General features: G+C 68.5%; 19 protein-coding genes. 10 read left to right on the top strand and 9 right to left on the bottom strand.

The genetic code is table 11. The features are described from left to right. The first annotated feature begins 286 nt into the window (after positions 1–286). A complete protein-coding gene (locus tag MEBOL_RS41385) occupies positions 287–724 on the top strand; it encodes a hypothetical protein (RefSeq protein ID WP_157775480.1) in 438 nt (145 codons plus the stop codon). 7 nt (positions 725–731) lie between these two features. Here MEBOL_RS41385 and MEBOL_RS25855 read toward each other — a convergent pair whose 3' ends face one another. From MEBOL_RS25855 to MEBOL_RS25865, 3 genes are read right to left on the bottom strand one after another with little or no spacing between them, the layout of a single operon-like run. Continuing rightward, positions 732–1,604, bottom strand: coding sequence for an alpha/beta fold hydrolase (locus MEBOL_RS25855; RefSeq protein ID WP_095979958.1), 873 nt, complete (start codon positions 1,602–1,604; stop codon positions 732–734). Further along, positions 1,601–2,737 (bottom strand): PHA/PHB synthase family protein, encoded by a 1,137-nt coding sequence (locus tag MEBOL_RS25860; protein ID WP_095979959.1) that lies wholly within the window; start codon positions 2,735–2,737, stop codon positions 1,601–1,603. Before MEBOL_RS25860 ends, MEBOL_RS25855 begins: the two co-directional genes overlap by 4 nt. A gap of 12 nt (positions 2,738–2,749) precedes the next feature. After that, positions 2,750–3,190 carry a hypothetical protein gene (locus tag MEBOL_RS25865; RefSeq protein WP_095979960.1) on the bottom strand — a complete coding sequence of 147 codons (441 nt, stop codon included), beginning with the start codon at positions 3,188–3,190 and terminating at the stop codon, positions 2,750–2,752. Between the two features lie 63 nt (positions 3,191–3,253). Here MEBOL_RS25865 and MEBOL_RS25870 point away from each other — a divergent pair, with 63 nt between their 5' ends. The 4 genes from MEBOL_RS25870 to MEBOL_RS25885 all read left to right on the top strand — a co-directional run bounded on the left by MEBOL_RS25870 (position 3,254) and on the right by MEBOL_RS25885 (position 9,018). After that, on the top strand, positions 3,254–4,066 hold the full coding sequence (locus MEBOL_RS25870) for a glutathione S-transferase family protein (RefSeq protein ID WP_157775482.1): 813 nt from the start codon (positions 3,254–3,256) through the stop codon (positions 4,064–4,066). 80 nt (positions 4,067–4,146) lie between these two features. Next, on the top strand, positions 4,147–6,252 hold the full coding sequence (locus tag MEBOL_RS25875) for a M13 family metallopeptidase (RefSeq protein WP_095979962.1): 2,106 nt from the start codon (positions 4,147–4,149) through the stop codon (positions 6,250–6,252). Between the two features lie 84 nt (positions 6,253–6,336). Continuing rightward, positions 6,337–8,553: a prolyl oligopeptidase family serine peptidase gene (locus MEBOL_RS25880; RefSeq protein WP_095979963.1), complete on the top strand. Its 2,217-nt coding sequence runs from the start codon at positions 6,337–6,339 to the stop codon at positions 8,551–8,553. A 114-nt stretch (positions 8,554–8,667) separates the two neighbouring features. Then, positions 8,668–9,018, top strand: a complete 351-nt coding sequence (locus MEBOL_RS25885) for a hypothetical protein (protein WP_095979964.1) — start codon at positions 8,668–8,670, stop codon at positions 9,016–9,018. 2 nt (positions 9,019–9,020) lie between these two features. Here the strand turns inward: MEBOL_RS25885 and dps are convergent, their stop codons facing one another. The 3 genes from dps to MEBOL_RS25900 all read right to left on the bottom strand — a co-directional run bounded on the left by dps (position 9,021) and on the right by MEBOL_RS25900 (position 10,678). After that, positions 9,021–9,497, bottom strand: coding sequence for a DNA starvation/stationary phase protection protein Dps (gene dps, locus MEBOL_RS25890; RefSeq protein ID WP_095979965.1), 477 nt, complete (start codon positions 9,495–9,497; stop codon positions 9,021–9,023). A 92-nt stretch (positions 9,498–9,589) separates the two neighbouring features. Beyond that, positions 9,590–10,117, bottom strand: a complete 528-nt coding sequence (locus MEBOL_RS25895; RefSeq protein ID WP_095979966.1) for a carboxymuconolactone decarboxylase family protein — start codon at positions 10,115–10,117, stop codon at positions 9,590–9,592. A gap of 6 nt (positions 10,118–10,123) precedes the next feature. Then, a complete protein-coding gene (locus MEBOL_RS25900) occupies positions 10,124–10,678 on the bottom strand; it encodes a peroxiredoxin (RefSeq protein ID WP_095979967.1) in 555 nt (184 codons plus the stop codon). A gap of 224 nt (positions 10,679–10,902) precedes the next feature. On the opposite strand from MEBOL_RS25900, the gene MEBOL_RS25905 reads away from it, so the two are divergent. Both MEBOL_RS25905 and MEBOL_RS25910 read left to right on the top strand, forming a co-directional pair. Next, positions 10,903–12,504 carry a sigma 54-interacting transcriptional regulator gene (locus MEBOL_RS25905; RefSeq protein WP_095979968.1) on the top strand — a complete coding sequence of 534 codons (1,602 nt, stop codon included), beginning with the start codon at positions 10,903–10,905 and terminating at the stop codon, positions 12,502–12,504. A gap of 23 nt (positions 12,505–12,527) precedes the next feature. After that, positions 12,528–13,373, top strand: a complete 846-nt coding sequence (locus tag MEBOL_RS25910; protein WP_245918855.1) for a DUF3014 domain-containing protein — start codon at positions 12,528–12,530, stop codon at positions 13,371–13,373. Between the two features lie 4 nt (positions 13,374–13,377). On the opposite strand, the gene MEBOL_RS25915 is transcribed toward MEBOL_RS25910, so the two are convergent. The 3 genes from MEBOL_RS25915 to MEBOL_RS25925 form a co-directional block, all read right to left on the bottom strand. Then, positions 13,378–14,886 carry a sensor histidine kinase gene (locus tag MEBOL_RS25915; protein ID WP_095979969.1) on the bottom strand — a complete coding sequence of 503 codons (1,509 nt, stop codon included), beginning with the start codon at positions 14,884–14,886 and terminating at the stop codon, positions 13,378–13,380. 68 nt (positions 14,887–14,954) lie between these two features. Continuing rightward, positions 14,955–15,758, bottom strand: a complete 804-nt coding sequence (locus MEBOL_RS25920) for a GNAT family N-acetyltransferase (protein ID WP_095979970.1) — start codon at positions 15,756–15,758, stop codon at positions 14,955–14,957. 6 nt (positions 15,759–15,764) lie between these two features. Next, the gene (locus MEBOL_RS25925) at positions 15,765–18,164 is read right to left on the bottom strand and encodes a lytic transglycosylase domain-containing protein (RefSeq protein WP_170115594.1); all 2,400 of its coding nucleotides are present in this window, start codon (positions 18,162–18,164) and stop codon (positions 15,765–15,767) included. A 243-nt stretch (positions 18,165–18,407) separates the two neighbouring features. Between MEBOL_RS25925 and MEBOL_RS25930 the strand changes: the two genes are divergently transcribed. The 3 genes from MEBOL_RS25930 to MEBOL_RS25940 all read left to right on the top strand — a co-directional run bounded on the left by MEBOL_RS25930 (position 18,408) and on the right by MEBOL_RS25940 (position 22,472). Further along, a complete protein-coding gene (locus MEBOL_RS25930; RefSeq protein WP_245918856.1) occupies positions 18,408–20,096 on the top strand; it encodes a R3H domain-containing nucleic acid-binding protein in 1,689 nt (562 codons plus the stop codon). Between the two features lie 60 nt (positions 20,097–20,156). Beyond that, positions 20,157–21,797 carry an AMP-binding protein gene (locus MEBOL_RS25935; protein WP_095979973.1) on the top strand — a complete coding sequence of 547 codons (1,641 nt, stop codon included), beginning with the start codon at positions 20,157–20,159 and terminating at the stop codon, positions 21,795–21,797. 72 nt (positions 21,798–21,869) lie between these two features. Beyond that, entirely contained in the window at positions 21,870–22,472 is a 603-nt protein-coding gene (locus tag MEBOL_RS25940; protein ID WP_157775484.1) for a DUF2378 family protein, read from the top strand. Positions 22,473–22,505 lie beyond the last annotated feature (33 nt).

Genomic DNA, 22,505 nt, shown 5'->3' on the forward strand with positions numbered 1-22,505 from the left:
TGGGTGGCGCGCACTCGCATCCACATAGCCGCAAGTTCTCAAGCGAGGATGTGAGTGAATCCAGGCATTGGCGCCCTACGCGGTTCGTCGATGGGAGTACCGGCCGTGTCTGGGATCGCTCCCTCCTTTTGTTTTTCCGAGAGGCGAGCGGTACATGTGGGTCTTGTCTCTATGACAATACGTCGAGGATGGTGATGGCCCTGCGGAGTGGGCAGTGGGTTGCCATCGGTAGAGCAAGTGGGTTTTATGGTGAGATTGATATGATTGAGGGCCAGGATTGGCTTCCATGATGGGCTGGTGCACGATGAGCCGGGTGTTTCTTGTCATGATTCCATGTACCGTCCTCATGGCGGGCTGTGGGTTCCTGGGTATCTACAGACATCAAAAGGCGGAATGGGCTCCTCCAGAGGAGTCGGCACGGGTTGATTTCCCAAATTCCTTTGAACAAGGAACCCATTTGAGTGGTCCCAGAATGGCGGCGGTCAAGATCGCCATGGATGACTTCATGCCACCCGGGACTCGTGTGAAGGGAGACAACGAACAATTGGCTCAATGCCTCTCTCGCTGGGATACGTATGATGTCTCCGTCTTGCAGCCCAGCGAGGAACTCTTCTTTATTCGCTTTTTTCCTGTCACATCCCGATGTGGTCTCGATGTGATGGTTCTCGATGCTGGCGCTGTCTATGCCGTGGATTCGAAGGGCCGCATCCTCGCGGTGCAGTAGGGCGGATTCATCGCACGAGTCCAGACAGGATCTCCTGCCAGTGGGAGTAGAGGGAGAAGTGCCCGCCCCCCTGGAGGAAGTGCGGCACCGTGTGGGGGATGCGCGAGTGCAGGTAGCGTCCCATCTGGACCGGCACGATGGAGTCTCCCTCCCAGTACCAGAGGTGCACCGGCACCCGGATGTCCTCGAGCGGAAAGCCCCAGGGGGAAGTGAGCAGCCGGGCCTCCTGGATCATCCCGCGCACGCCCTGACGAGTGGCCTCACCGCGGAAGCCCTTCACCTGGTTGCCAATGGCGGGCACCGACAGCACGGCCCGGTCATCCGCCGAGCACTCCCGAAGCAGCGCCTCCAGGGCCCGCTCGGGCTTGCTCCGCACGGACTGGTCATGCAGTTTCATCACGGGCATGAGCATCCAGCCCGGCCACATGGCCATGCTGTAGGCGGCGCGGTAGTCGCGGTTGACTCCCTCCATGGCGCCACTCCGGTTGAAGGGCGCCGAGCCCGAGATGATCGCCGCGCGCGTGACCCTCTCCCCCAGGCGGTACGCGCAGGCCGCCACGTAGGGGCCTCCCGCGGACACCCCCATGACGGCGAAGCGGCCCAGTCCCAGGGTATCGGCCAACTGCTCGATGTCCGCCGGCATGTCCAGCAGCGTGCGGCCCTTCTTGTAGTCCGACAACCCATAGCCCGGCCGGTCCGGGGTGATGAGCCGCACGCCCAGCCGCTCCGTGAGCGCGTCATCCGGGTGGCGCATGTAGCGCGAGCCCGGATTGCCGTGCAGGAAGAAGACCGGAGCGCCCTTCGGGTCTCCGGCCTCGATATAGGCGAGCTTGCGGCCATCGCGCAGCCGCGCCACCCCTTCCCGGAACAACTCCGTCATTCTCCCTCCCACGGCAGTGAGCGCCGCTCCACCCACGCGGAGATGCGCGGCCAGACCTTGACCGGCGATTTGCTGGAAGCCGACAAGCCAATGTGTCCCACGGGAAAACGCATCGTCTCGCAGTCCTTCGAGCCCACCAGCTCCGGCAGGGGCTCGCTCATGGCCGGCGGCGCGATGTTGTCGTTCTCCGCGATGATGTTGAGCACGGGGCACTCGACTCGGCCCAGGTCCACCCGCTCTCCGCCCACCTCCATCCGGCTCTGGCGGAAGAGGTTCCGCTGATAGCAGTCGCGCATGTACTGGCGATAGACCTCTCCGGGAAAGGGCACGGCGTCGGCGCCCCAGCGCTCCAGGGCGAGGAAGGTGGTGACGAAGCCGGGATCGTCGATCTGCCGGAACACCTCCAGCCACTTGGTGAAGCGCTGGACGGGACCCGCCATGAAGAAACCACTCTCCAGCACGTACGGCGGCACGTTGCCGTAGGCGTCCACGAGCGAGTCCACGTCGAAGTGCCGGGGCTGGGTCCACAGCGAGTAGACGCCGCCGTGGCTGAAGTCCACGGGCGTCGCCTGGAGGACGAGGTTGCGCACGCCCTCGGGGTGGAGCGCGGTGTAGGCCAGGGCCATGGTGCCGCCCATGCAGTAGCCATAGAGCGTCACGTCGTCGCTGCCGCTCACCCGCTGCGTCCAGCGCAGGGCGGTTCTCAGGTGCCCCCCGAGCAGCTCGCTCCAGGTGAGGCTCTGTTCGTCGGGCCCCGCGAAGCCCCAATCGATGGCGTAGACGTCGTACCCCTGCCCGGTGAGGTATTCGATGAGGCTGCGGCCAGGCAGGAAGTCGAGGATGTACCAGCGGTTGATGAGCGAGTAGACGAAGAGGATGGGCGTGCGGTGACGGCGCCGGGGCGAGGCGTAGCGCAGGAGGCGCATGCGTCCGCGCGTGTACACCACCGAGTGGGGGGTGGGGCTGATGGGCGGCTCGCGCAGGCCGGTGGCCTTCTCGATGAGCGGCTTGAGGTAGGGGTAGGGGTTGATGGAGCGGTCCTGCAGCGCCCGCGCGATCGAGCGCGAGACGTCGACCTGGGACGAGACGAACGAGCGGATGCGCTCGAGGGTTTGAACGGGCCGGTTCACCATGGACGCGAGAGCCTATCGGGAGGAGGAGGAGGCGCGGCGGCGGCGCGCGGGACGAGTGGGCGTGGGCTCCGCGGCGGGGGGCGGCTCCTGGCGCTCCAGGAGTTCGACCACGTGCTCGAGCTGCGAGCCCAGCGCCTCGACCTGATCTCCCATCCGCCGCAACTGGTCTCTCAGTCCATCGACCTCGGAGGCGGTGGGCACGCGCAGCGAGCGCAACGTCTTCTCCATCATCGACGTGCGGCGCACCTGGAGGGTGAGACCCCGGCGCATGAGCCCGCCGCTGAGCCGCAGGAAGGTGGGACTCTCGGCGAGGCGCGAGGCCACCCGGGTCAGTCCCCGTTCGGCCTTCGTGAACACCTTGCCCGAGCGGGTTTCTGGATGGGTGAGTCGTCCCACCGTCTTCAGGGCACGGGCGAGCAGACCGGGAGCGGGGCGGGAGTCCGGGGCGGGCATGTGGCGGAATCTATCCTGGACTGGGCCGTCGATTTCGAGCTTTCCGCCGGGCATGCTCCGGACATGTCTGCGTCCGGCCGGATCCTGTACCAATTCCCCATCTCCCATTTCAGCGAGAAGTCCCGCTGGAACCTCGACGCCAAGGGCATCTCCTACCGCGTCCACAACCTCATTCCCGGGCTCCATCTGCTGGTGACGAAGCGGTTGACCAAGGGGGTGAGTGGCACGGTGCCGATCCTGGTGGATGAGGAGCAGGTCATTCATGACTCCACCGACATCGCCCTGTACCTGGAGCGTGCCTATCCGGCCACGCCCGCGCTGATTCCCTCCACGGCGGCCGAGCGCGAGCGCGTCCTCGAGTTGGAGGATTACTTCGACACGATCGTGGGCAAGAACGTGCGGCGCTGGGTGTACGCGCAGCTCTTCGATGGAAACGTGGATGTCCGGCCGCTCATGTTCGGCGCGCTCTCCCCGCCGGTGCGGCTGCTCGGGCATGCGATGTACCCCCTCATCCGGCGCACCATCCGGCGCCAGTACATCCAGACGCCCGCCAAGGTGGAGGCGTCGCGGGTGAAGTTGATGGAGGGCATCGAGCGGTTGGAGGGGGAGATTCAAGGCGACCCGTCGCGCTATCTGGTGGGCTCCTCCCTGTCGATCGCGGACATCACCGCCGCCGCGCTCTACGCGCCGATGATGATGCCCGAGGCTTCTCCGTACGCGCTCCAGCCCGGACAGGCCGTGCCCCCGGCGCTCGCCGAGATGCGCGCGCGACTGCTGGCCCGGCCCGCGGGGCAGTGGTTCCTGCGCCGCTACCAGGAGGACCGCCGGCGCCTGGCCCATGGCTTCACCACCGGGACCGAGACCGAGAGCGGGTGAGGGCCCGCACTGGGAATTTCCCTCCGCTCTCCAGGTTGCCTGCCCCCCTTTTTCTTCCTGACCCCACACAGCGAGAACGCATGAACCGCCAGAAGTTCCTCCGTCAGTCCTGGGTTGCCAGCACGCTGGGCGCAAGTCTCCTCCTGGGTTGCACGGCGAGTACGCGCGCCACCCAGCCGGAGGTGGCGCCTCCCGCGCCTCCGCCCGCGCCCGTTCAGACTCCAGCGCCGACCCTGTCGCTCGGGGTCGACACGAAGAACTTCGACCCCGGTGTGCGTCCCCAGGATGACTTCTTCCGCTACGTCAACGGCTCGTGGCTGAAGACGGCGAAGATGCCCGCGGACAAGTCCCGCTACGGGGCCTTCATCGAGCTGCGCGACAAGAGCGAGGCCGCCCTGCGGGCGCTCATCGAGGAGGCCGTCGCCGTCCAGGGCGCGCCCTCCGGCTCCGACACCCAGAAGGTGGGGGACTTCTACAAGAGCTTCATGGACACGGAGCGCATCCAGTCGCAGGGGATCGAGCCCCTGCGCGGAGAGCTGCAACGCATCGCCACGCTCAAGGACAAGGGGGCGCTGCCGGAGCTGTTCGCCGCGCTGGGCCGCATGGAGGTCCAGACGCCCTTCACCACCTGGGTGGGCCAGGACGCGAAGCAGGCGGACCGCTACATCGTCTATGCCTCCCAGAGCGGGCTGGGCCTGCCGGACCGTGACTACTACTTCAAGGCGGAGCCCCGCTTCGTCGAGACGCGCGCCGCGTACCTGACCTACATCGAGACGTTGTTGCGCCTGGCGGGTGAGAAGGAGCCGACCCGCGCGGCCAAGGCGATCCTCGCGCTGGAGACCTCGCTCGCGGAGAAGCACTGGGAGCGCGCGCGCACCCGGGATCGCGAGGCCACCTACAACCTCAAGAGCGTGGCCGAGCTGGACGCCCTCACGCCGGGCTTCTCGTGGGCGCGCTTCCTCAAGGCCGCCAACGAGGACAAGTCGCCCGGCGTCATCGTCCGGCAGCCGGACTACTTCCAGGGCCTGGCCCAGGTGCTCACCCAGACGCCCCTGCCCACGCTCAAGCAGTACCTCACCTTCAAGCTGCTGGACGGGTACGCGCCCCTCTTGAGCGCGCCCTTCGAGCAGGCCCACTTCGTCTTCCGGGGCAAGACGCTCCAGGGGCTGGAGGAGAACCGGCCCCGCTGGAAGCGCGGCGTGGAGGCCGTGGATGGCGCCTTGGGTGAAGTGCTCGGCCGGCTCTACGTGGAGCGCCACTTCCGCCCCGAGAGCAAGGTCCGCATGGACGAGCTGGTGAAGAACCTGCGCGCCGCCTTCCAGCAGGGCATCGAGCAGCTCGAGTGGATGAGCCCGGCGACGAAGGCGCAGGCCCAGGCGAAGCTGGCGAAGTTCAACGTGAAGATCGGCTACCCGGAGAAGTGGAAGGACTACTCCGCGCTCACCGTCGGTGCCCAGGATCTGGTGGGCAACGTCAAGCGCGCCCAGGAGGTCGAGTACCTGCGCGAGGTGGACAAGCTCGGCAAACCCATTGATCGGCTGGAGTGGGGCATGACTCCCCAGACGGTGAATGCCTACTACAGCTCCACGATGAACGAGATTGTCTTCCCGGCCGCCATCCTCCAGCCCCCGTTCTTCAACCCCGACGCGGACGATGCCACCAACTACGGCTCCATCGGCGGTGTCATCGGGCATGAGATCAGCCACGGCTTCGACGATCAGGGCAGCCGCTCCGATGGCGATGGCAACCTGCGGGACTGGTGGAGCAAGGAGGACAAGTCCGCCTTCCAGCAGCGCACCGGGCTCCTGTCGGAGCAGTACTCGGGCTTCAGCCCGGTCGAGGGCATGAGCGTCAATGGCAAGCTCACCCTGGGTGAGAACATCGGCGACCTGAGCGGCCTGACCGTGGCCTTCAAGGCCTACAAGCTGTCGCTCGGAGGCCAGGCGGCGCCCGTCATCGAGGGCTTCACGGGCGACCAGCGCTTCTTCCTCGGGTGGGGCCAGGTGTGGCGTACGCTCAATCGCGAGGACGCACTGCGGCAACAGCTCCTCACCGATCCGCACTCTCCGGGCGAGTACCGGGTGAATGGCGTGGTGCGCAACATGCCCGAGTTCTACTCCGCCTTCGGCGTGAAGGAGGGCGACGGCGCGTTCCTGCCAGCCGATCAGCGGGTGAAGATCTGGTGACGGTGAGCGTGTGTTGAGTGCGGGGGGCGCGCGCGCCCGGGGCGTCGGAAATACGTCCCCGGGCTGCTAGGTTCGCGCGCCACCATGAAAACCCCCGCCCTCACCGCCGTGGCGTGTGCCTTCTGGTTCACGCACTGCAGTCATGCTCCGGTGCAGGCGGAGGCTCCGGTTCCCGCCGCGCCTCCGTCCTCCACCGCCGCTCCCGCTGCTTCCGCCCCGCGTCTGTCCTATCCGGCCGCCCGCCTGGATGACGTGGTCGACGACTACCACGGCACCCGAGTGGCCGATCCCTACCGCTGGCTGGAGAACCCGGATTCGCCCGAGTCCCGGCAGTGGATCGAGGCCGAGAACAAGCTCACCTTCGGCTATCTGGAGAAGATTCCCCTGCGCGAGGGGCTCAAGCGGCGGATGACCGAGCTGTGGGACTACGAGCGCTTCAGCGTGCCCTGGCACCGGGGCTCGCGTTACTTCTACTTCCGCAACGACGGTCTGCAGAGCCAGTCCGTGCTCTACACGGCCGACTCCCTGTCCGCCGAGCCGCGCCTGCTGCTCGATCCGAACACGCTGTCCGCGGATGGCACCGTGGCGCTCGCGGGCGCGGACATCACCGACGACGGAAACCTGCTGGCCTATGGCGTGGCCACCGCTGGCAGCGATTGGAAGGAGCTGCGCGTGCGCGACGTGCGCACGGGCAAGGATCTGCCGGACGTCATCAAGTGGGTGAAGTTCTCCGAGGCCTCCTGGTCGGGCGACGGCAAGGGCTTCTTCTACAGCCGCTATGACGAGCCGAAGACGGGCGAGGAGCTTCGCGGGGCCAACTACTACCAGAAGCTCTACTTCCACAAGCTGGGCACGCCGCAGAGCCAGGACACGCTCATCTACGAGCGCAAGGATCAGAAGGAGTGGGGCTTCGGCGGTTTCGTCACGGATGACGGGCGCTACCTCGTCATCAACGTCTCGCGCGGCACCGAGCAGAAGAACCTCGTCTTCTACAAGGACCTCAAGGATCCCAAGTCCAAGGTCGTCGAGCTGTTGCGCGATTGGGACGCGGAGTACGATTACATCGCCAACGATGACACGCGGTTCTGGTTCAAGACGGACCTGGACGCGCCTCGGGGCCGCGTCGTGGCCATCGACCTGCGCAAGCCCGAGCGCGCGAACTGGAAGGAGATCATCCCCCAGGGCGCGGAGACGCTGTCCTCGGTGTCGCTCGTCAACGATCAGTTCCTGGTCAACGTGATGAAGGATGCCCATTCCCAGGTGCGGCGGGTGTCCCGGGATGGCAAGCCGCTCGGGGAGTTTTCACTGCCGGGACTGGGCACCGTGTCGGGCCTGGGGGGCAGGCGCGAGGACACGGAGACCTTCTACGCCTACGCGAGCTACACCACGCCCACCACCATCTACCGCTACGACCTGAAGACGCACGAGAGCCAGGTCTTCAAGGCGCCCCAGGTGAAGTTCGACCCGGCGCAGTACGAGACGGAGCAGGTCTTCTACACGAGCAAGGATGGCTCCCGCGTGCCCATGTTCCTCAGCCACAAGAAGGGGCTGAAGTGGGATGGGAACACCCCCACGCTGCTCTACGGCTATGGCGGCTTCAACGTCCCGCTGACCCCGTCCTTCAGCGTGGCCAGCCTGGTGTGGATGGAGCAGGGGGGCCTCTACGCCGTGGCCAACCTGCGCGGGGGCGGAGAGTACGGCCGCGAGTGGCATGAGGCCGGCACGAAGCTGCACAAGCAGAACGTCTTCGACGACTTCATCTCCGCGGCCGAGTGGCTCATCGCGAAGAAGTACACGTCCTCCGAGCGGCTGGCCATCCTCGGCCGCTCCAACGGGGGACTGCTCGTGGGCGCGGCGGTGACGCAGCGGCCGGAGCTGTTCGGCGTGGCGCTGCCGGGCGTGGGCGTGCTCGACATGCTGCGCTTCCACAAGTTCACCATTGGCTGGGCGTGGACGAGCGACTACGGCTCCTCGGAGAACGCGGAGGAGTTCAAGGCGCTTCACGCGTATTCACCCCTGCACCAGGTCAAGAAGGGCACGCGCTACCCCGCGATGATGGTGCACACCGCGGATCACGATGACCGCGTGGTGCCGGGCCACAGCTTCAAGTTCACGGCGGCCGCCCAGGCGGCTCAAGAGGGCGACGCGCCGGTGCTCATTCGCATCGAGACCAAGGCGGGCCATGGCGCGGGCAAGCCCACGGGCAAGATCATCGAGGAGTACAGCGACCTCTGGGCCTTCTCGTTGGATCGGATGGGGCTGGGGGCCACGCCGCCCATGGCGGGGACGAGCACTCCCTGAGTACGAACAGGGAGCGGGTAGGCGGAGCCCCCCCCGAATGCCCGCTCCCTTGTTGCTCCGGATACGGGGGGCCTCACCTTCTTCGATGAGTTCACTCGAACAAGGAGTCGCCCCATGAAGAAGCTGCCCGTCCTGCTCGTCACCTGTGTGCTTGGAGTCTGGGGCTGCGCCAGCGGTTCGAGGGCTCGCGCGGACAAGCTGGATTCCGCCTACCAGGACCTTCCGACCGAGAAGGACGTGGCCCAGAACGATCGCCTGGAGGCGCCCACGGTCTACGACGGAGAGGCGACGGGGGGCGCGGGCTACACGGTGACGACGGGGGACGGCCAGATCTGGGTGCCCGAGATGGCTCCGGGCAACACCGTGACGCGCACCCCCTCCGATATCCAGCGGGGCCTCGAGCGGGAGCACATCCAATCCGAGGTCACCGACGAGGGCCGCACGGACGAGGCCCCTCGGCGGTAGTTTCAGCCTTCCAGGGAGGCACGCAGGAACCAGGCGTGCTTCTCGAACTCGGTGATGATGCCGGTGAACAGGTCCACCGTGTCCGTGTCCTGGTGCTGCTCGGTCGCCTTGCGGCTGTCACGCAGGCCGCTCAGGTACGTCTCGATGCGCTCGGCCAGCAACTTCACGTGCTCCAGGTCCCGGGTCGTCTCCTGCTGGTACTCCGGCAGACGGCTCGTCTTGGCCACGTGGCGGGTGGTGCCGTAGGCCTTGCCTCCCAGCGTCACGGCGCGCTCGGCCACCGAGTCATTGTGGTTGGCCAGGCTCACCGCGAACGTCTCGAAGAGCGGGTGGAGCGCGGCGAACTGCGGACCCTTGATGTTCCAGTGCGCGACCTTGATCTGGCTGTGCAGATCCAGGCCGTCGGCGAGGCGCGCGTTGAGCTGCTCGACGATGGCGGTGCGGGCCTGCTCGGGAAGGGGGCTCGGGCTGCGGTACATGGCGTGTCCTTTCGCTGGGATAAAGATGCGCCCCCTGGTGAGGAACACCAGGGGGCGCATGAAGTGACTCGGTTGGGACGGGGAAGCGGGCCTTACGACTCGAGACCCACCGCCGCGGCGTGGATGACCGACGCGATACGGACCGCGTCGTTCACCTGGTCCTCCGAGATGCCTCCCTCGGTGACGACCTTCTCATGCGACTGCACGCACATCTCGCAGCCGTTGATGGCGCTCACCGCGAGGCAGACGAGCTCGAAGTCCACCTTGTTGGTGAGAACCTGGCCCAGGCGGTTCATCCGCAGACCGGCACGCTTGGTGGAGTAGGACTCCTTCCCCACCATGTGGCGGAACCGGTAGTAGATGTTGTTCATCCCCATCAGCGAGGCCGCCGCGCGGGCGTCCTCGATGACCGGCTCGGCCTTGTCACCCAGGGCCTGCTTGGCCTCGTGCAACATGGCCTTCTTGATGAGCTCGTTGCGTGCCGCGAAGGCGCACGCCACGGCCACCCCCCAGCGCTGCTCGGGGGTGAGGCTGTTGTTCTCCAGCACGGACTGGAGGTTCATGCGGGTGTCCTTGTGGGCCTCCGCCAGCTCACCGCGAACGACTTCGAGCGACGCCATGGTGCCTTACCCCGCCTTCTGCAGCTTCGAGGTGAGCGTCTCCTCACCCTTCTGCCAGTTGCAGGGGCACAGCTCGTCCGTCTGGAACGCGTCCAGGGTGCGCAGCACCTCCTTCACGTTGCGGCCCACCGACAGGTCGTTCACCGACACGTGGCGGATGATGCCCTCGGGGTCCACGATGAACGTGGCGCGCAGGGCCACGCCCTCCTCCTTGTGCAGCACGCCCAGGCTCGCGCTCAGCTCGCGCTTGATGTCCGCGAGCATCGGGAAGGGCAGGTGCTTGAGGTCCGCGTGGTGGGTGCGCCACGCGTGGTGCACGAACTCGCTGTCCGTGCTCACGCCGAGGATCTGCGCGTCCCGGTCCTTGAAGTCCTTGTCGTGCTTGCCGAACTCCGCGATCTCCGTCGGGCAGATGAAGGTGAAGTCCTTCGGCCAGAAGAAGAGGATCTGCCACTTGCCCTTGAAGCTGTCCTGGGTGATGTCCTTGAACTCCTTGCCCTTCTCCAGGCTCACCACGGACTTCACGTTGAACGCGGGAAGCTTGTCGCCAACAGTCAGCATTTTCCGACTCCTTTGGGGGTTAGGGGCCTGCTCGCTCGCAAGCCCGACAGGTGTGGTCCGTCTACTCTCAAAGCAGCCACCGTGCCAGGAACCCGCCCCGCGTGATTTCACGGGGTTGACGTTTCAATGAAGCCTGGGGGGTGCCGCCGGATGGGTGCATACCGAAATACCGGTGTCTCGCGCCACTGACATTTCGGTGGCGCCCCGGTTATTTACTCAGACGTATGGCGGACGACATCGTTGCGGTGACACGGGCGGAATGGCACGGGGAAGCCCGGGACCTGATCGAGCTGGCGACCTCGGAGCGGACCGTGGCGGAGCTGCTGCGCCGGGGCCTGGAGTGGCTCACCCGCGTGGTGCGCTTCGACCTGGCCACGCTCTTCTTGCTGCGAGAAGGCAAGCTGGTGTCGGTGGTGGCGCGCGGGCCGTTGGCGTCGGAGCGCGTGCGGCGCCACGAGCTGCGGCTGGCGGACTTCCCCTCGCTGCGCCAGGCCCTGGAGACGCGCCGGGCGCGGGCCTTCACGAGCGAGGACCACTCGCACGGGGACGGAGACCCCTTCGACGGGGTGTTGGACCTGCCGCCTGGGCATGCGTGCATGGTGGTGCCCTTGTGCGCGGCGGAGCGCTGCTACGGCGTGCTGACGCTGGACCGCACCGAGTGCGAGACGTACCCGCGGGAGGTGGTGGACCTGGTGGAGGTGTATGGGCAGATGCTGGCCACGTCGCTCCAGGAGGCCGAGCAGAAGAGCAACTTCGAGCGGCTGCACCGGCGGGAGCACGCGCACGCGCGGCTGCTCGAGTCGCAGTTGGGGGGCGACGAGGTGGGCGTGTTGGAGACGTCGCGCGCGGCCCCGGTGCGGGAGCTGGCGCTGAGGGCGCGGCAGGTGGCGGAGACGGACACGCCGGTGTTGTTGCTGGGCGAGACGGGCACGGGCAAGGAGCGGCTGGCGCGGGCGGTGCACCGCTGGAGCGCGCGGGCCGAGGGCGCCTTCGTGACGCTCAACTGCGCGGCCATTCCCGCGGGGCTCCTGGAGAGCGAGTTGTTCGGCCATGTGAAGGGCTCGTTCACCGGGGCCACGCGCGACCGCGCCGGGCGCTTCCAGATGGCGCACGGGGGCACGCTCTTCCTGGACGAGGTGGGGGAGCTGCCGGTGGAGCTGCAGGCCAAGCTGCTGCGCGCCCTCCAGGAGAAGACCTTCGAGCCGGTGGGCAGTGACAAGACGGTGCGCGCGGACGTGCGGATCCTCGCCGCCACGCACGTGGACCTGCAGGAGGCCATCCGCCAGCGGCGCTTCCGTGAGGACCTCTATTACCGGTTGAGTGTCTTCCCACTGCGGCTGCCCCCCCTGCGCGAGCGGCTGGAGGACCTGCCGCTCCTGTGCGCCTTCCTCCTGGAGGAGCAGTCCCGGCGCACCGGCCGCAAGGGGATGGAGGTGACGGCGGACGGCCTCGCCCGGCTCGCGGCCTACGACTGGCCGGGCAACATCCGCGAGCTGGCCAATGCCCTGGAGCGCGCCACCATCCTGTCGCGCCGGCCGGAGCTGGGCGCCGAGTCGTTCGACGTACCCGTGCGCCTGTCCTCCCCGGTCCGGAGCGCTCCGGTGCCCCTGTCGTTGGCGGAGGGGGCGGTGCCCACCCTGGAGGAGGTGCAGCGGCAGCACATTCTTCGCGTGCTGGGGCTCACCCAGGGCCGGCTCTACGGTCCCGGCGGCGCCGCGGCGTTGTTGGGTCTCAAACCCTCGACCCTGCAGAGCCGCATGAAGAAGCTGGGCATCACACGGCTGGAGCAATACGTGGCGACCCCGCCTCCTCCGTCTGGGAAATAGTGGGGGAGACCCTGGAGGATTCCTTGAGCGAGCCGAACTGGCAGCTGCCTTCCGAAGTGCCCTCGGGCGCACCCTCACCCAAGCCCACTCCCTCCCGCACGCCGTTGATCGTGGGCGTGGCCGTCGTCGTGGTCCTCCTCGGGGCCGGGCTGGCCTATTTTTGGATGGGCCCGAAAGCGCCGCTCCCTCAACAATCCGCGCCCGTGCCGCCCGTGGCCGCGGCGCCGGATGCCTCCACGGCGGAGGACACGTCCGCGGGCGAGCAGGTCCCCGTGGCCCAGAGCGACACCCGGGTGCGCGACCTCGTGGGTCTGCTGTCTGCCCAGCCGGAGCTGCAGCAGTGGCTCTCCTCCACCGAGGACCTGATGCGCCGCTTCACCTCCGCCGTGAGCAACATCGCCGAGGGCGAGAGCCCGCGAGCCGCGCTGGCGTTCATGGCGCCCAAGGGGGCCTTCCAGACGGTCGAGCGCGGGGGACGTCTCTTCATCCGTCCGGAGAGCTTCTCCCGCTACGACGCCGTGGCGCGGGTGATCGCCTCGCTCGACACCCAGACGAGCGCCATCACCTACCAGGCCCTCAAGCCGCTCTTCCAGGGAGCCTTCCAGGAGATCAGCCGTCCCGGACAGAGCTTCGATCAGACCCTCTCCAACGCCATCCAGCTCATCCTGGACACGCCCGTGCCCGAGGGGGACGTGGAGGTGGTGGACTCGCCCGGGGTGAACTTCACCTTCGCGGCGCCGGAGCTGGAGGGGCTTCGTCCCGCCCAGAAGCACCTCTTGCGCATGGGCCCGTCCAACACCCGGGCCCTCCAGGAAAAGCTGCGCGAGCTGCGCACGGCGCTCCTGCTGCCCGCCGCCACGCCGCGCTGAGGACTCATGGCTCCCGCGCGTCCGGTGCCTGCTGGCGCGGGAGGGTCAGCCCGAAGGTCGTTCCCTCCTCGGGCGTGGAGCGGACCTCCACCTCGCCCCGATGGGCCCGGACGATTTCCCGGACGATGAACAGGCCGAGCCCCGCGCCTCCCCCGGAGACCTGGCGCGCATGGGGATCGCCTCGGCGGAAGGGCTCGAACAGGTGCGGCATGAGCGCCGGGTCGATGGGCGCGCCCCGGTTGTTCACCTCCAGCCGCTGCACCCCGGCGTCATCCCAGAGCCGGAGGGAGACGGGGTGGGAGGCCTCGCCATGTTCGAGCGCGTTGCCCACGAGGTTGGAGATCGCCTGCGCCAGACGGTCCTGATCCCACTGGCCGTGTGTGTCTCCCTCCACGGTGAGCTGGAGGGAGCGCTCGGGGTAGATGGCCGTGAACTCATCGAGCACCCGGTGGCAGAGCTGCTCCAGGTCCGTGGGCCGCGGCTGCACGGGGATGCCGCCATTGCGCGCCAGCACGCTGTCGAGCAGCTGCTGCGTCAGCCGCGTCACGCGCCGGGCGCTCTCCTCGATGCGTCCCAGGGCGGCGCGTTGCGCGGGGGTGAGGTTCGGGGCCTGCTGGAGCATCTGCGAGGAGATGCGGATGGCGGCCAGGGGGCTGCCCAGGTCATGGCCGATGATTCCCATGAAGCGCTCGAGCAACCGCGCTTCCCGTGCCTGGTCCTCCTCCCGCTGCTGGCGCTCGCTCACGTCCATCATCGCGCCGATGAGCCGCTCGGGCCGGCCCGCGGAATTCCGGCCGATGTAGCCCCGCTCGAGCACGAACGCGTACGAGCCGTCCGCCCGGCGGAAGCGGTACTCGTTCGTCCAGTGGTCGTCCTGGCCGCTCATCACCTGGTGGAGGGTTCGGAGTGCCTGCTGCTGATCCTCGGGGTGGATGCGCTCGCGCCACCAGGCGATGGACGTCGGCCCTTGTCCGGGCGCCTCGCCGAACACCTCACCGGGCGACGTGCTCCAGCTCACCTCGCCACGGGCCACGTTCCAGTCCCACAAGACATCCCGGGTGGCGCGCGCCACCAACTCGTAGCGTGTCTCGTTCTCCCGAAGCGCCTGCTCCATGCGTTCGCGCTCGGTGATGTCCCGGATCCACACCACCAGGTGCTCGGCGCTCTGGAGCATGTCGGCGCGAAAGACAAACCGCCGCTCTCCCAGGACATACGAGACGTTCTCGGAGAGTCGCGGCCGCCGGGCCAGCTGGTTTTCCCAGCGCACGAGCATCCGGACGAATTCCTCTCCCTGGGCGGCGCAGATGTCTCGCACGCGCCAGCCCCGGTAGCATTCCGCTCCGGGAAGGAGTCGCCGGGCGGCGGACGTGGACATGAGCCATTCCGCGTCGAGCAGGGGATGGTTGGAGTCCAGGGCCCGTTTCAGGAGCACCAGGCCGTAGGGCTCGACGGATTCGAGAGTCCCGGTGAACTCCGTGATTCCATCCAGGCCCCCTGACCCCATGATTCGCATTGGTGGATATTTATGGTCCCTTTGAAATTCCTGGAACTGGCCCTGGGTACGGGAGGGGCCTTGACGAGTCAGTTCGGGGACGGTGCCGCCATGTAGAAATGGAAGCGGGTCACCGGCCGGAAGCCCATGCGGCGGTACACGGGCAGTCCCTCGGGGGTGGCGTGCAGCACGGTCCGCTCCAGGCCCCAGTCGCGGTGGGCCTCGGCGAGCGCGTGGCGCATGACGGCCTCGGCCAGACCCAGCCGCCGGTGGGAGGGGTGGGTGGCCACCATCGAGACATAGAGCGCGCCGTGGCCCCGCAGCACGGCGGCGCAGGTGGCGGCCTCCTCGTGGCGGTAGCCCACGAAGCCCTTGTTGTCACCCGAGAAGAGGCCCGGCACGTCGAAGGCCGCGCGTCCGGTGTCCACGGGCATGTCGTAGCTGTGCGCGTTGACGTCGGCGAGCGCCCTGCGCCCCTGGGAGTCCCGGGCCTGGCGCACTTCCAGCCGAGGCGGGGGTCGCAGGGGCGGGATGAGGCGCTCGGCCACCATGCCCGTGGCCACGACGGCGGCGCGCAGGCCGTGGGGGATGAGCAAGCTGCCCGCGCGCTCGCGCAAGGGCCCCGGTACCCAGTCCTCGCACAGGGCGAGCATCCAGCCCCGCCGTCCGGGCTCGAAGAAGCGGGCGGCGGCGGTGGCGGCTCGCGTCAGGGCCTCCTCCGTGTCCACCGGACCCGGCAGGAAGGCGGCGTTCATCATCGTCCAGGCCACGTTGCTCGACGCGATGCTCACCTCGGGCAGGTCGAGCACCTGGCCGGCGGCGCTGTTGCGGGCGAAGAAGCGCCAGGCCTCATGGAACTGGGTATTGGATTCGTGGATGTCTTCGGTGGACATGCGGGCTCAACGCGAGCCCGCATTATTGGAGCCTTTGTCTCCGAAGGCCAGCGTGGTGAGGGAGCCCGAGTCGTAGAGGAACTGGTAGGCCGCGGCGCTGCCGAGCACGCGCTTGACGTACAGGCGCGTCTCCTCCACGGGGATCTGCTCCACCCACTCGTCCAGCTCGGCGGTGGGAAAGCGCGCGAGCCAGCGATCCACGGCGGCGGGACCCGCGTTGTAGCTGGCCACCGCATGGGCCAGGTTGCCCGAGAAGCGCCGCTGCAGGCTGCCCAGGTAGGCCGAGCCGATGCGGATGTTGTGCCGGGGCTCGAGCAGCGCGGTGGGCGTGGCCAGCGTCAGCTTGAGCTGGCGCGCCACCACGGAGGCCGTGGCCGGCATGAGCTGGGACAGCCCCAGCGCGCCCGTGGACGAGCGGGCATTGGGGTTGAAGGCGCTCTCCTCGCGGATGAGGGCCTGCATCACGTCGGGATCCACCCGGGCCGAGCGGCAGTGGCGCACCACGAGGTCGCGGAAGGCATGCGGGTAGGCCGCCGAGTAGATGAGGCGCGTCTCGGCCTCGGTGGGCGCCGCCAGGCCCTCGCGCCGCAGGGCCCAGGCGATGGGGCGGGCGTGGCGCTCGTGGCCGGTGGCGCGGAGCACGTGGAAGAGCAGGCGGATGGACTCCTCGCCGCGGCCCCGGCGATCCACGGCCAGCAGCTCCGCGGCCGCCTCCCGGTGCTCGAGCCGGAGCAATTCGATGCCCGTGGTGAAGTGGGGATCCGCCGCGAGGCTCCCCGCGTCCAGGGGCCACACTTCCTTGGGGCTCGTGGGAACGCGCAACCGCTCGACGATGGCCTGGGCCCGCTCCGGGGCCTCGTGCGCCAGCCGCGAGCGCGCGAGCAGGCCGTACCACGTGGCCGCGCCCTCGGCGGTGACCCGCTCCAGGAGCGCATGCGCCTCCACGGTGCGCTCCATCGCGGAGAGCTGCCGCGCGCGCCAGTAGCGGGCACGTTGCACCGACTCGTGCGTGGAGCCCCGGCCCTGCGGCGCCTCGATGCGGGTGAGGGCCTCGAGCGCCGCGTCGTTCTGCCCCTCGGCGCGGTACACCCAGAAGCGCTGGAAGAGCGCCTCGGCGGCGAAGTTGCCGTCTGGGTAGCGGGCGATGAGCTGGTCCAGATAGCCCATGGCCGCCGCCCTCTCGCCCCGCTCCAGGGCCTTGCCCGCCGCGTAGAAGAGGGCGTCATCCGCGTACGGGTGCTGGGGGTAGTCGTGCGCGAGCTGGAGATAGGTGGTGATGGAGCGCTCGGGCTCCACCACCGACTCCGAATAGCCCAGCACGTACAGCGCGCGGGGCCTCAGCACTTCGTCCTGGCACTGCTCGGTGACGGGCCTGAGCACGCGGATGGCCTGGGTGTGCTTGCGCTCCTTGCGCAGGGCGGTGCCGTACGCGAAATGCGCGCGGCAGGCGAGCGCGTCGGGCAGCTCCAGCCTGGGCAGCATCCGCTCCAACTGCTCCATCGCCTCCCGGTTGTGGTGCAGCGACAGCAGCGTCTCGGCGCGCGCCACCTTCCACTTGGGCACGTAGGGCAGGTCGCGCAGGCCCTTCACCGCGGCCGTCGCCTCCCGGCTGAAGGGATGGAGCGCCCACACCGCCAGGTGCGCCCGGTGCTCGCCATTGTAGTCGGCCTGGTAGCGCGCGAGCCGGGCGATGGTCAGCCAGGCCTCGGCCTGCGCGGGGGCGTTGGGGCGGGGCGTGTCCGTCTGCACGAGCGGGGTGAGCGCCTCCACCGCCGCGGCGTAGTCCTGCTGCTTCTTCTCGAGCAGGTACGCCATGCCGAAGCGGGCCTCGGTGTAGCGCCGCGCGCCGGACTTCACGGCCGCGTAGTGCTGGATGGCCTCGGTCCATTGGCGCAGCCGCTCGTGGGCGCGTGCCGCCTCGTAGTGGAAGTAATCGCTCAGCGCGGGAAAGTCCTGGGCGAGCGCCGAGAACTCCTGGGCCGCCTGGGCCCACGCGCCCTGGCCCAGCGTGCTTCGGGCCCGGAGGTAGCGCACGGGGAGCGAGGGTGGCTCCTTCTCCAGGAGTTGGAGCGCGGTGCGGTAGCGGCCTTGATCATGGGCGTCCTTCGCCTGGGCGAGCGTGCCCTCGGCGAAGTAGGAGGTGAGGTCCGCGGCGTCGACCCGGTGCACCCACTTGCGCTCTCCGCTCGCCAGGGGCTCCGCGGGCCCGAGCGTGAACTCGGGAGGTGCTTCCTCGTCCTCGCTGTCCAGCGACGAGCTCAGTTGGGGCCGGGAGGACGCGCTCTCGGCGAGGTTGGAGATGTCCGGACGGGCCGGCGGGGGCGGGGGCTGCTCCGCCCACGCGGGCGTCATCCAGAGGGCGGCCAGGAGGGGCCAGCGCTTCACTCCAAGCGTTGCGTGATCCATGCCCAAACACCCTTCCCCGCGTTTCAAGCTCCGCACCGTGCGGGAGGGGGTTGAAGTAGGGATTCGAGGGAGGCACGGGGAGTGTGGGAGTGCGGCGCCTCGAGCGCCTGCGTTGCCTCGTGCACGGCCTACATGTCTGGCCTGGGGGGGCCCGGGCATTCACGGGCGGGTGCGATGTCGGCTGACGAACCTTGCGATCCTTTCGTGCAACGCGCCATGAAAGGGGGCAACTTGAGTCTCGTCATGAGTCCGCGAGACACCGAGTCCCACGATGACTTCCTGCTCCTCGTGGGTGTCCTCCCCGAGGCCCTGCGCTCCTCCGTCCGAGCCCTTCCTCCCTCCGAGGTGCTCGAGGTGGTGATGGACCTGGGCCGCCCGCCCGAGGCCCGGCTCACCGGGCGCGTGGTCCGGCTCTCCGAGACGTTCGTCACCCGGAAGGATCTGGAGCAGGTGCTCGCGCAGGTGGGCAACGTGGGCGAGGACAACCGCGCCGGCATCGAGCGCACGCTCCACCGCGTCTCCGCCATCCGCAACCGTCAGGGCAAGGTGGTGGGTCTCACCTTGCGCGTGGGCCGAGCCATCTTCGGCACCATCGACATGCTCAAGGATCTCATCGGCACGGGGCTCAACATCCTGCTGCTCGGCCGGCCTGGAGTGGGCAAGACGACCAAGTTGCGCGAGGTGGCGCGCGTGCTCGCCGATGACCTCGGCAAGCGCGTCATGGTGGTGGACACCTCCAATGAGATTGGAGGAGATGGCGACATCCCCCATCCCGGGATCGGCGGCGCGCGCCGCATGCAGGTGTCGCGGCCGGACCGCCAGCACGACGTGATGATCGAGGCGGTGGAGAACCACATGCCCGAGGCCATCATCGTCGATGAGATTGGCACCTCGGCCGAGGCCTCCGCGGCCCGCACCATCGCCGAGCGGGGCGTGCAGCTCGTGGCCACGGCCCATGGCAACACGCTGGAGAACCTGGTGCTCAACCCCACGCTCTCGGACCTGGTGGGGGGCGTGCACACCGTCACGCTGAGCGACGAGGAGGCCCGGCGCCGTCGCACGCAGAAGACGATCAGCGAGCGCCGCGCCCCTCCCACCTTCGACGTGGTGGTGGAGATGGCGACCCGGGACGAGGTGCTGGTGCACCGCGACACCGCTCAATCCGTGGACCGGTTGCTCGCGGGTGAGCGCGTGGGCGGGGAGCGGCGTCAACTCGTCGAGGGGCAGGTGGAAGTGGTGGAGGCCCCGGTCGAGCCGGTGGCGGCGGTCCGGGAGGAGCCGCCCCCGCCGAGGCCCCGGGCGGCGGCGAATCCGCGGCCCTCCCGCGTCGCGTCCGGCCCCCGTCCCGCCGAGCCGGTTTCCTCCGAGGACACGTCCCGGCGGCAACCCGGCCTGCGCCAGGGAACCACGCGGGTGTATGCCCATGCGGTCAGCCGCGATCTGCTCGAGCGCGTGCTGCGCGACCTGGGCGTGGACGCGAAGGTGGTGGGCCGGCTGGAGAGCGCGGATCTCGTCCTCACGCTGCGCTCTCGCGCCAATGATCCGAAGCTGCGTGGCATGGCGGACAAGGCGGGGGTGCCCGTGCTGGCCATCAAGCGCAACAGCGCCTCGGAGATGCGGCGGGTGCTGCGCGACGCGTTCCTCCTCGCCGAGGGCGAGAACGAGGGCCGGGTGCGCGAGGCGGTGCTCGAGGCGGAGAACGCCATCCACCGGGTGTTGAAGGAGGGGGTGGAAGTGCCCCTGGCCCCGAGCCCTCCACGGCTGCGCAAGCTCCAGCACCGGCTCGTGTCGCGCTATCACCTGGAGGCGGTGAGCCACGGCAGCGAGCCCAAGCGCCACCTCATTATCTACCCGTTGGGTGCGCTGGTGGATGTTCCCCGGGAGCGGGAGTGGGAAGAGGACGCGGAGGCGGGTGCCGAGGAGTCCGCTTGAGGAGAACCTGACGCCTCGTGCCTTGCGCGCTCCGGCGTCTCGCGAACATCATCCCCGGTCATGCCTTCTCCTTCCTATGTCCATGGCACCGGGACGACTCCCTTGCTCGGGGAGACCATTGGCCAGAACCTGCGCCGCACCGTCGAGCGGTGGGGCGAGCGCGAGGCCCTCATCGTCCTCTCCCAGGGGTACCGTGCCACGTGGCGTCAGCTCTGGGAGGAGACCTCCCGGGTGGCGCGGGGCCTGCTCGCCCTCGGCGTGGAGAAGGGCGACCGGGTGGGACTCTGGTCCCCCAACCGTTTCGAGTGGGTGGTCATCCAGTACGCCGTGGCCCGGATTGGCGCCATCCTGGTGAACCTCAACCCGGCGTACAAGACGGCGGAGCTGGAGTACGCGCTCAACCAGTCCGGCACCCGAGTGCTGTTGTTGTCGCGTGGCTTCCGCCAGTCCAACTACCAGGAGATGCTCGCCCAGGTCCGTCCGAACTGCCCGGAGCTGCGTGTCGCGCTGGTGTTGGAGGAGGACTGGGCCTCGCTGTGCGCGGGAGGGGAGGGCGTGAGCGAGGCCTCGCTCGCCGAGCGCGAGGACTCGCTTCAGTTCGACGACCCCATCAACATCCAATACACGTCGGGCACCACGGGCTTTCCCAAGGGCGCCACGCTCAGCCACCACAACGTGCTCAACAACGGCTTCTTCGTGGGCGAGGCGTTGCGGCTCGGGCCCGAGGATCGGGTGTGCGTGCCCGTGCCCTTCTACCATTGCTTCGGCATGGTCATGGGCAACCTGGCCTGTACGTCCCATGGCTCGACGCTGGTGATTCCGGGCGAGGCGTTCGACCCGCTCGCGGTGATGAAGGCCGTGATGGAGGAGCGCTGCACCGCGCTCTATGGCGTGCCCACCATGTTCATCGCCGAGCTGGATCATCCGCGCCTGGGTGAGTTCGACTTCTCCTCGCTGCGCACCGGCATCATGGCCGGCTCTCCGTGCCCCATCGAGGTGATGAAGCAGGTGCAATCCCGCCTCAACATGCGCGAGGTCACCATCTGCTACGGCATGACGGAGACCTCGCCCGTGTCCACGCAGAGCGCCCTGGATGATCCGCTCGACAAGCGCGTCACCACCGTGGGCCGGGTGCACCCCCACGTGGAGGTGAAGATCATCGACCCGGCGAGCGGCGCGGTGGTGCCTCGGGGCACGCCCGGGGAGCTGTGCACGCGCGGCTACAGCGTGATGCTCGGCTACTGGAACAACCCCGAGGCCACCCGTCAGGCGCTCGACGCGGCCGGATGGATGCACACGGGGGACCTGGCCACCCTGGACGAGGACGGCTACGTGAAGATCGTCGGCCGCATCAAGGACATGATCATCCGCGGGGGTGAGAACATCTACCCGCGCGAGATCGAGGAGTTCCTCCACACCCACCCGGCCATCAGCGAGGCCCAGGTCATCGGCGTGCCCAGCGTGAAGTACGGCGAGGAGGTGATGGCCTGGGTGAAGCTCAAGCCCGGCGCCACCGCGGCCCCCGAGGACCTCACCCGCTTCTGCACGGGCCGCATCTCCACCTTCAAGATTCCCCGGTATTGGAAGCTGGTGGAGGAGTTCCCCATGACCGTCACCGGAAAAATCCAGAAATTCCGGATGCGGGAGAGCGCGGTGGCGGAATTGGGGCTGGAGAGTGCCGCCGATGTCCGCACGGCGTGACGGATCCCGGGCGATTTGCGCTCTAATGGGCGCCGTCCGCCCCGTCGCCGCCCGTGCCCAGGAGCCGCACCCGTGCACTCTTCCCCCGACACCGCCGCTTCCGCTCCCGGACTGGAGCAACTGCTGGCACTGGCCAATCCCACGGACACCTGTCGTGGCTTGTTCTTCAACGGCGTGCTGGAGGCCGCCCGGGTGTTGGGGGGCGAGGAGCTCCGGGCGATGTGCTTTCGCGCCGTGGGCGAGCGCAAGTTCGTGGACTTCTTCAGCTATCCGGTGACGGACTTCCTCCGGGCCGTCTTCCTGGCGTCGGAGACGCTGGGGCCGACGATGGGGGGAGTGGATTCCGTCATGCGTCTGCTCGGGCGCCGGGGCACGGGAGACTTCCTGTGCTCCACGGTGGGCAAGACGATGCTCGCGCTCGCGGGGACGGATCCCTACCGGCTGCTCTCCACGGTGCCGAGTGGCTGCCGGGCCTCGCTGAGCTACGGAGAGCGCTCCGTGGAGCGGTTGGGCGAGCGGCACGCGCGAATGATGGCGCGCCGGGACTTCCTGCCCCTGCCCTACAACGAGGGATTGCTCACCGCCGCGCTGGAGCAATCCTCGGCCCAGGGGATCCGCGTCCAGGGGCACCGGCGGGCCCTGCTCGACGTCGACTACGAGGTGAGCTGGTCGTGAGGAGCGGGAACATCCGCCACGCCGCGACATAAT

Source organism: Melittangium boletus DSM 14713 (assembly GCF_002305855.1).
GTDB lineage: Bacteria > Myxococcota > Myxococcia > Myxococcales > Myxococcaceae > Cystobacter > Cystobacter boletus.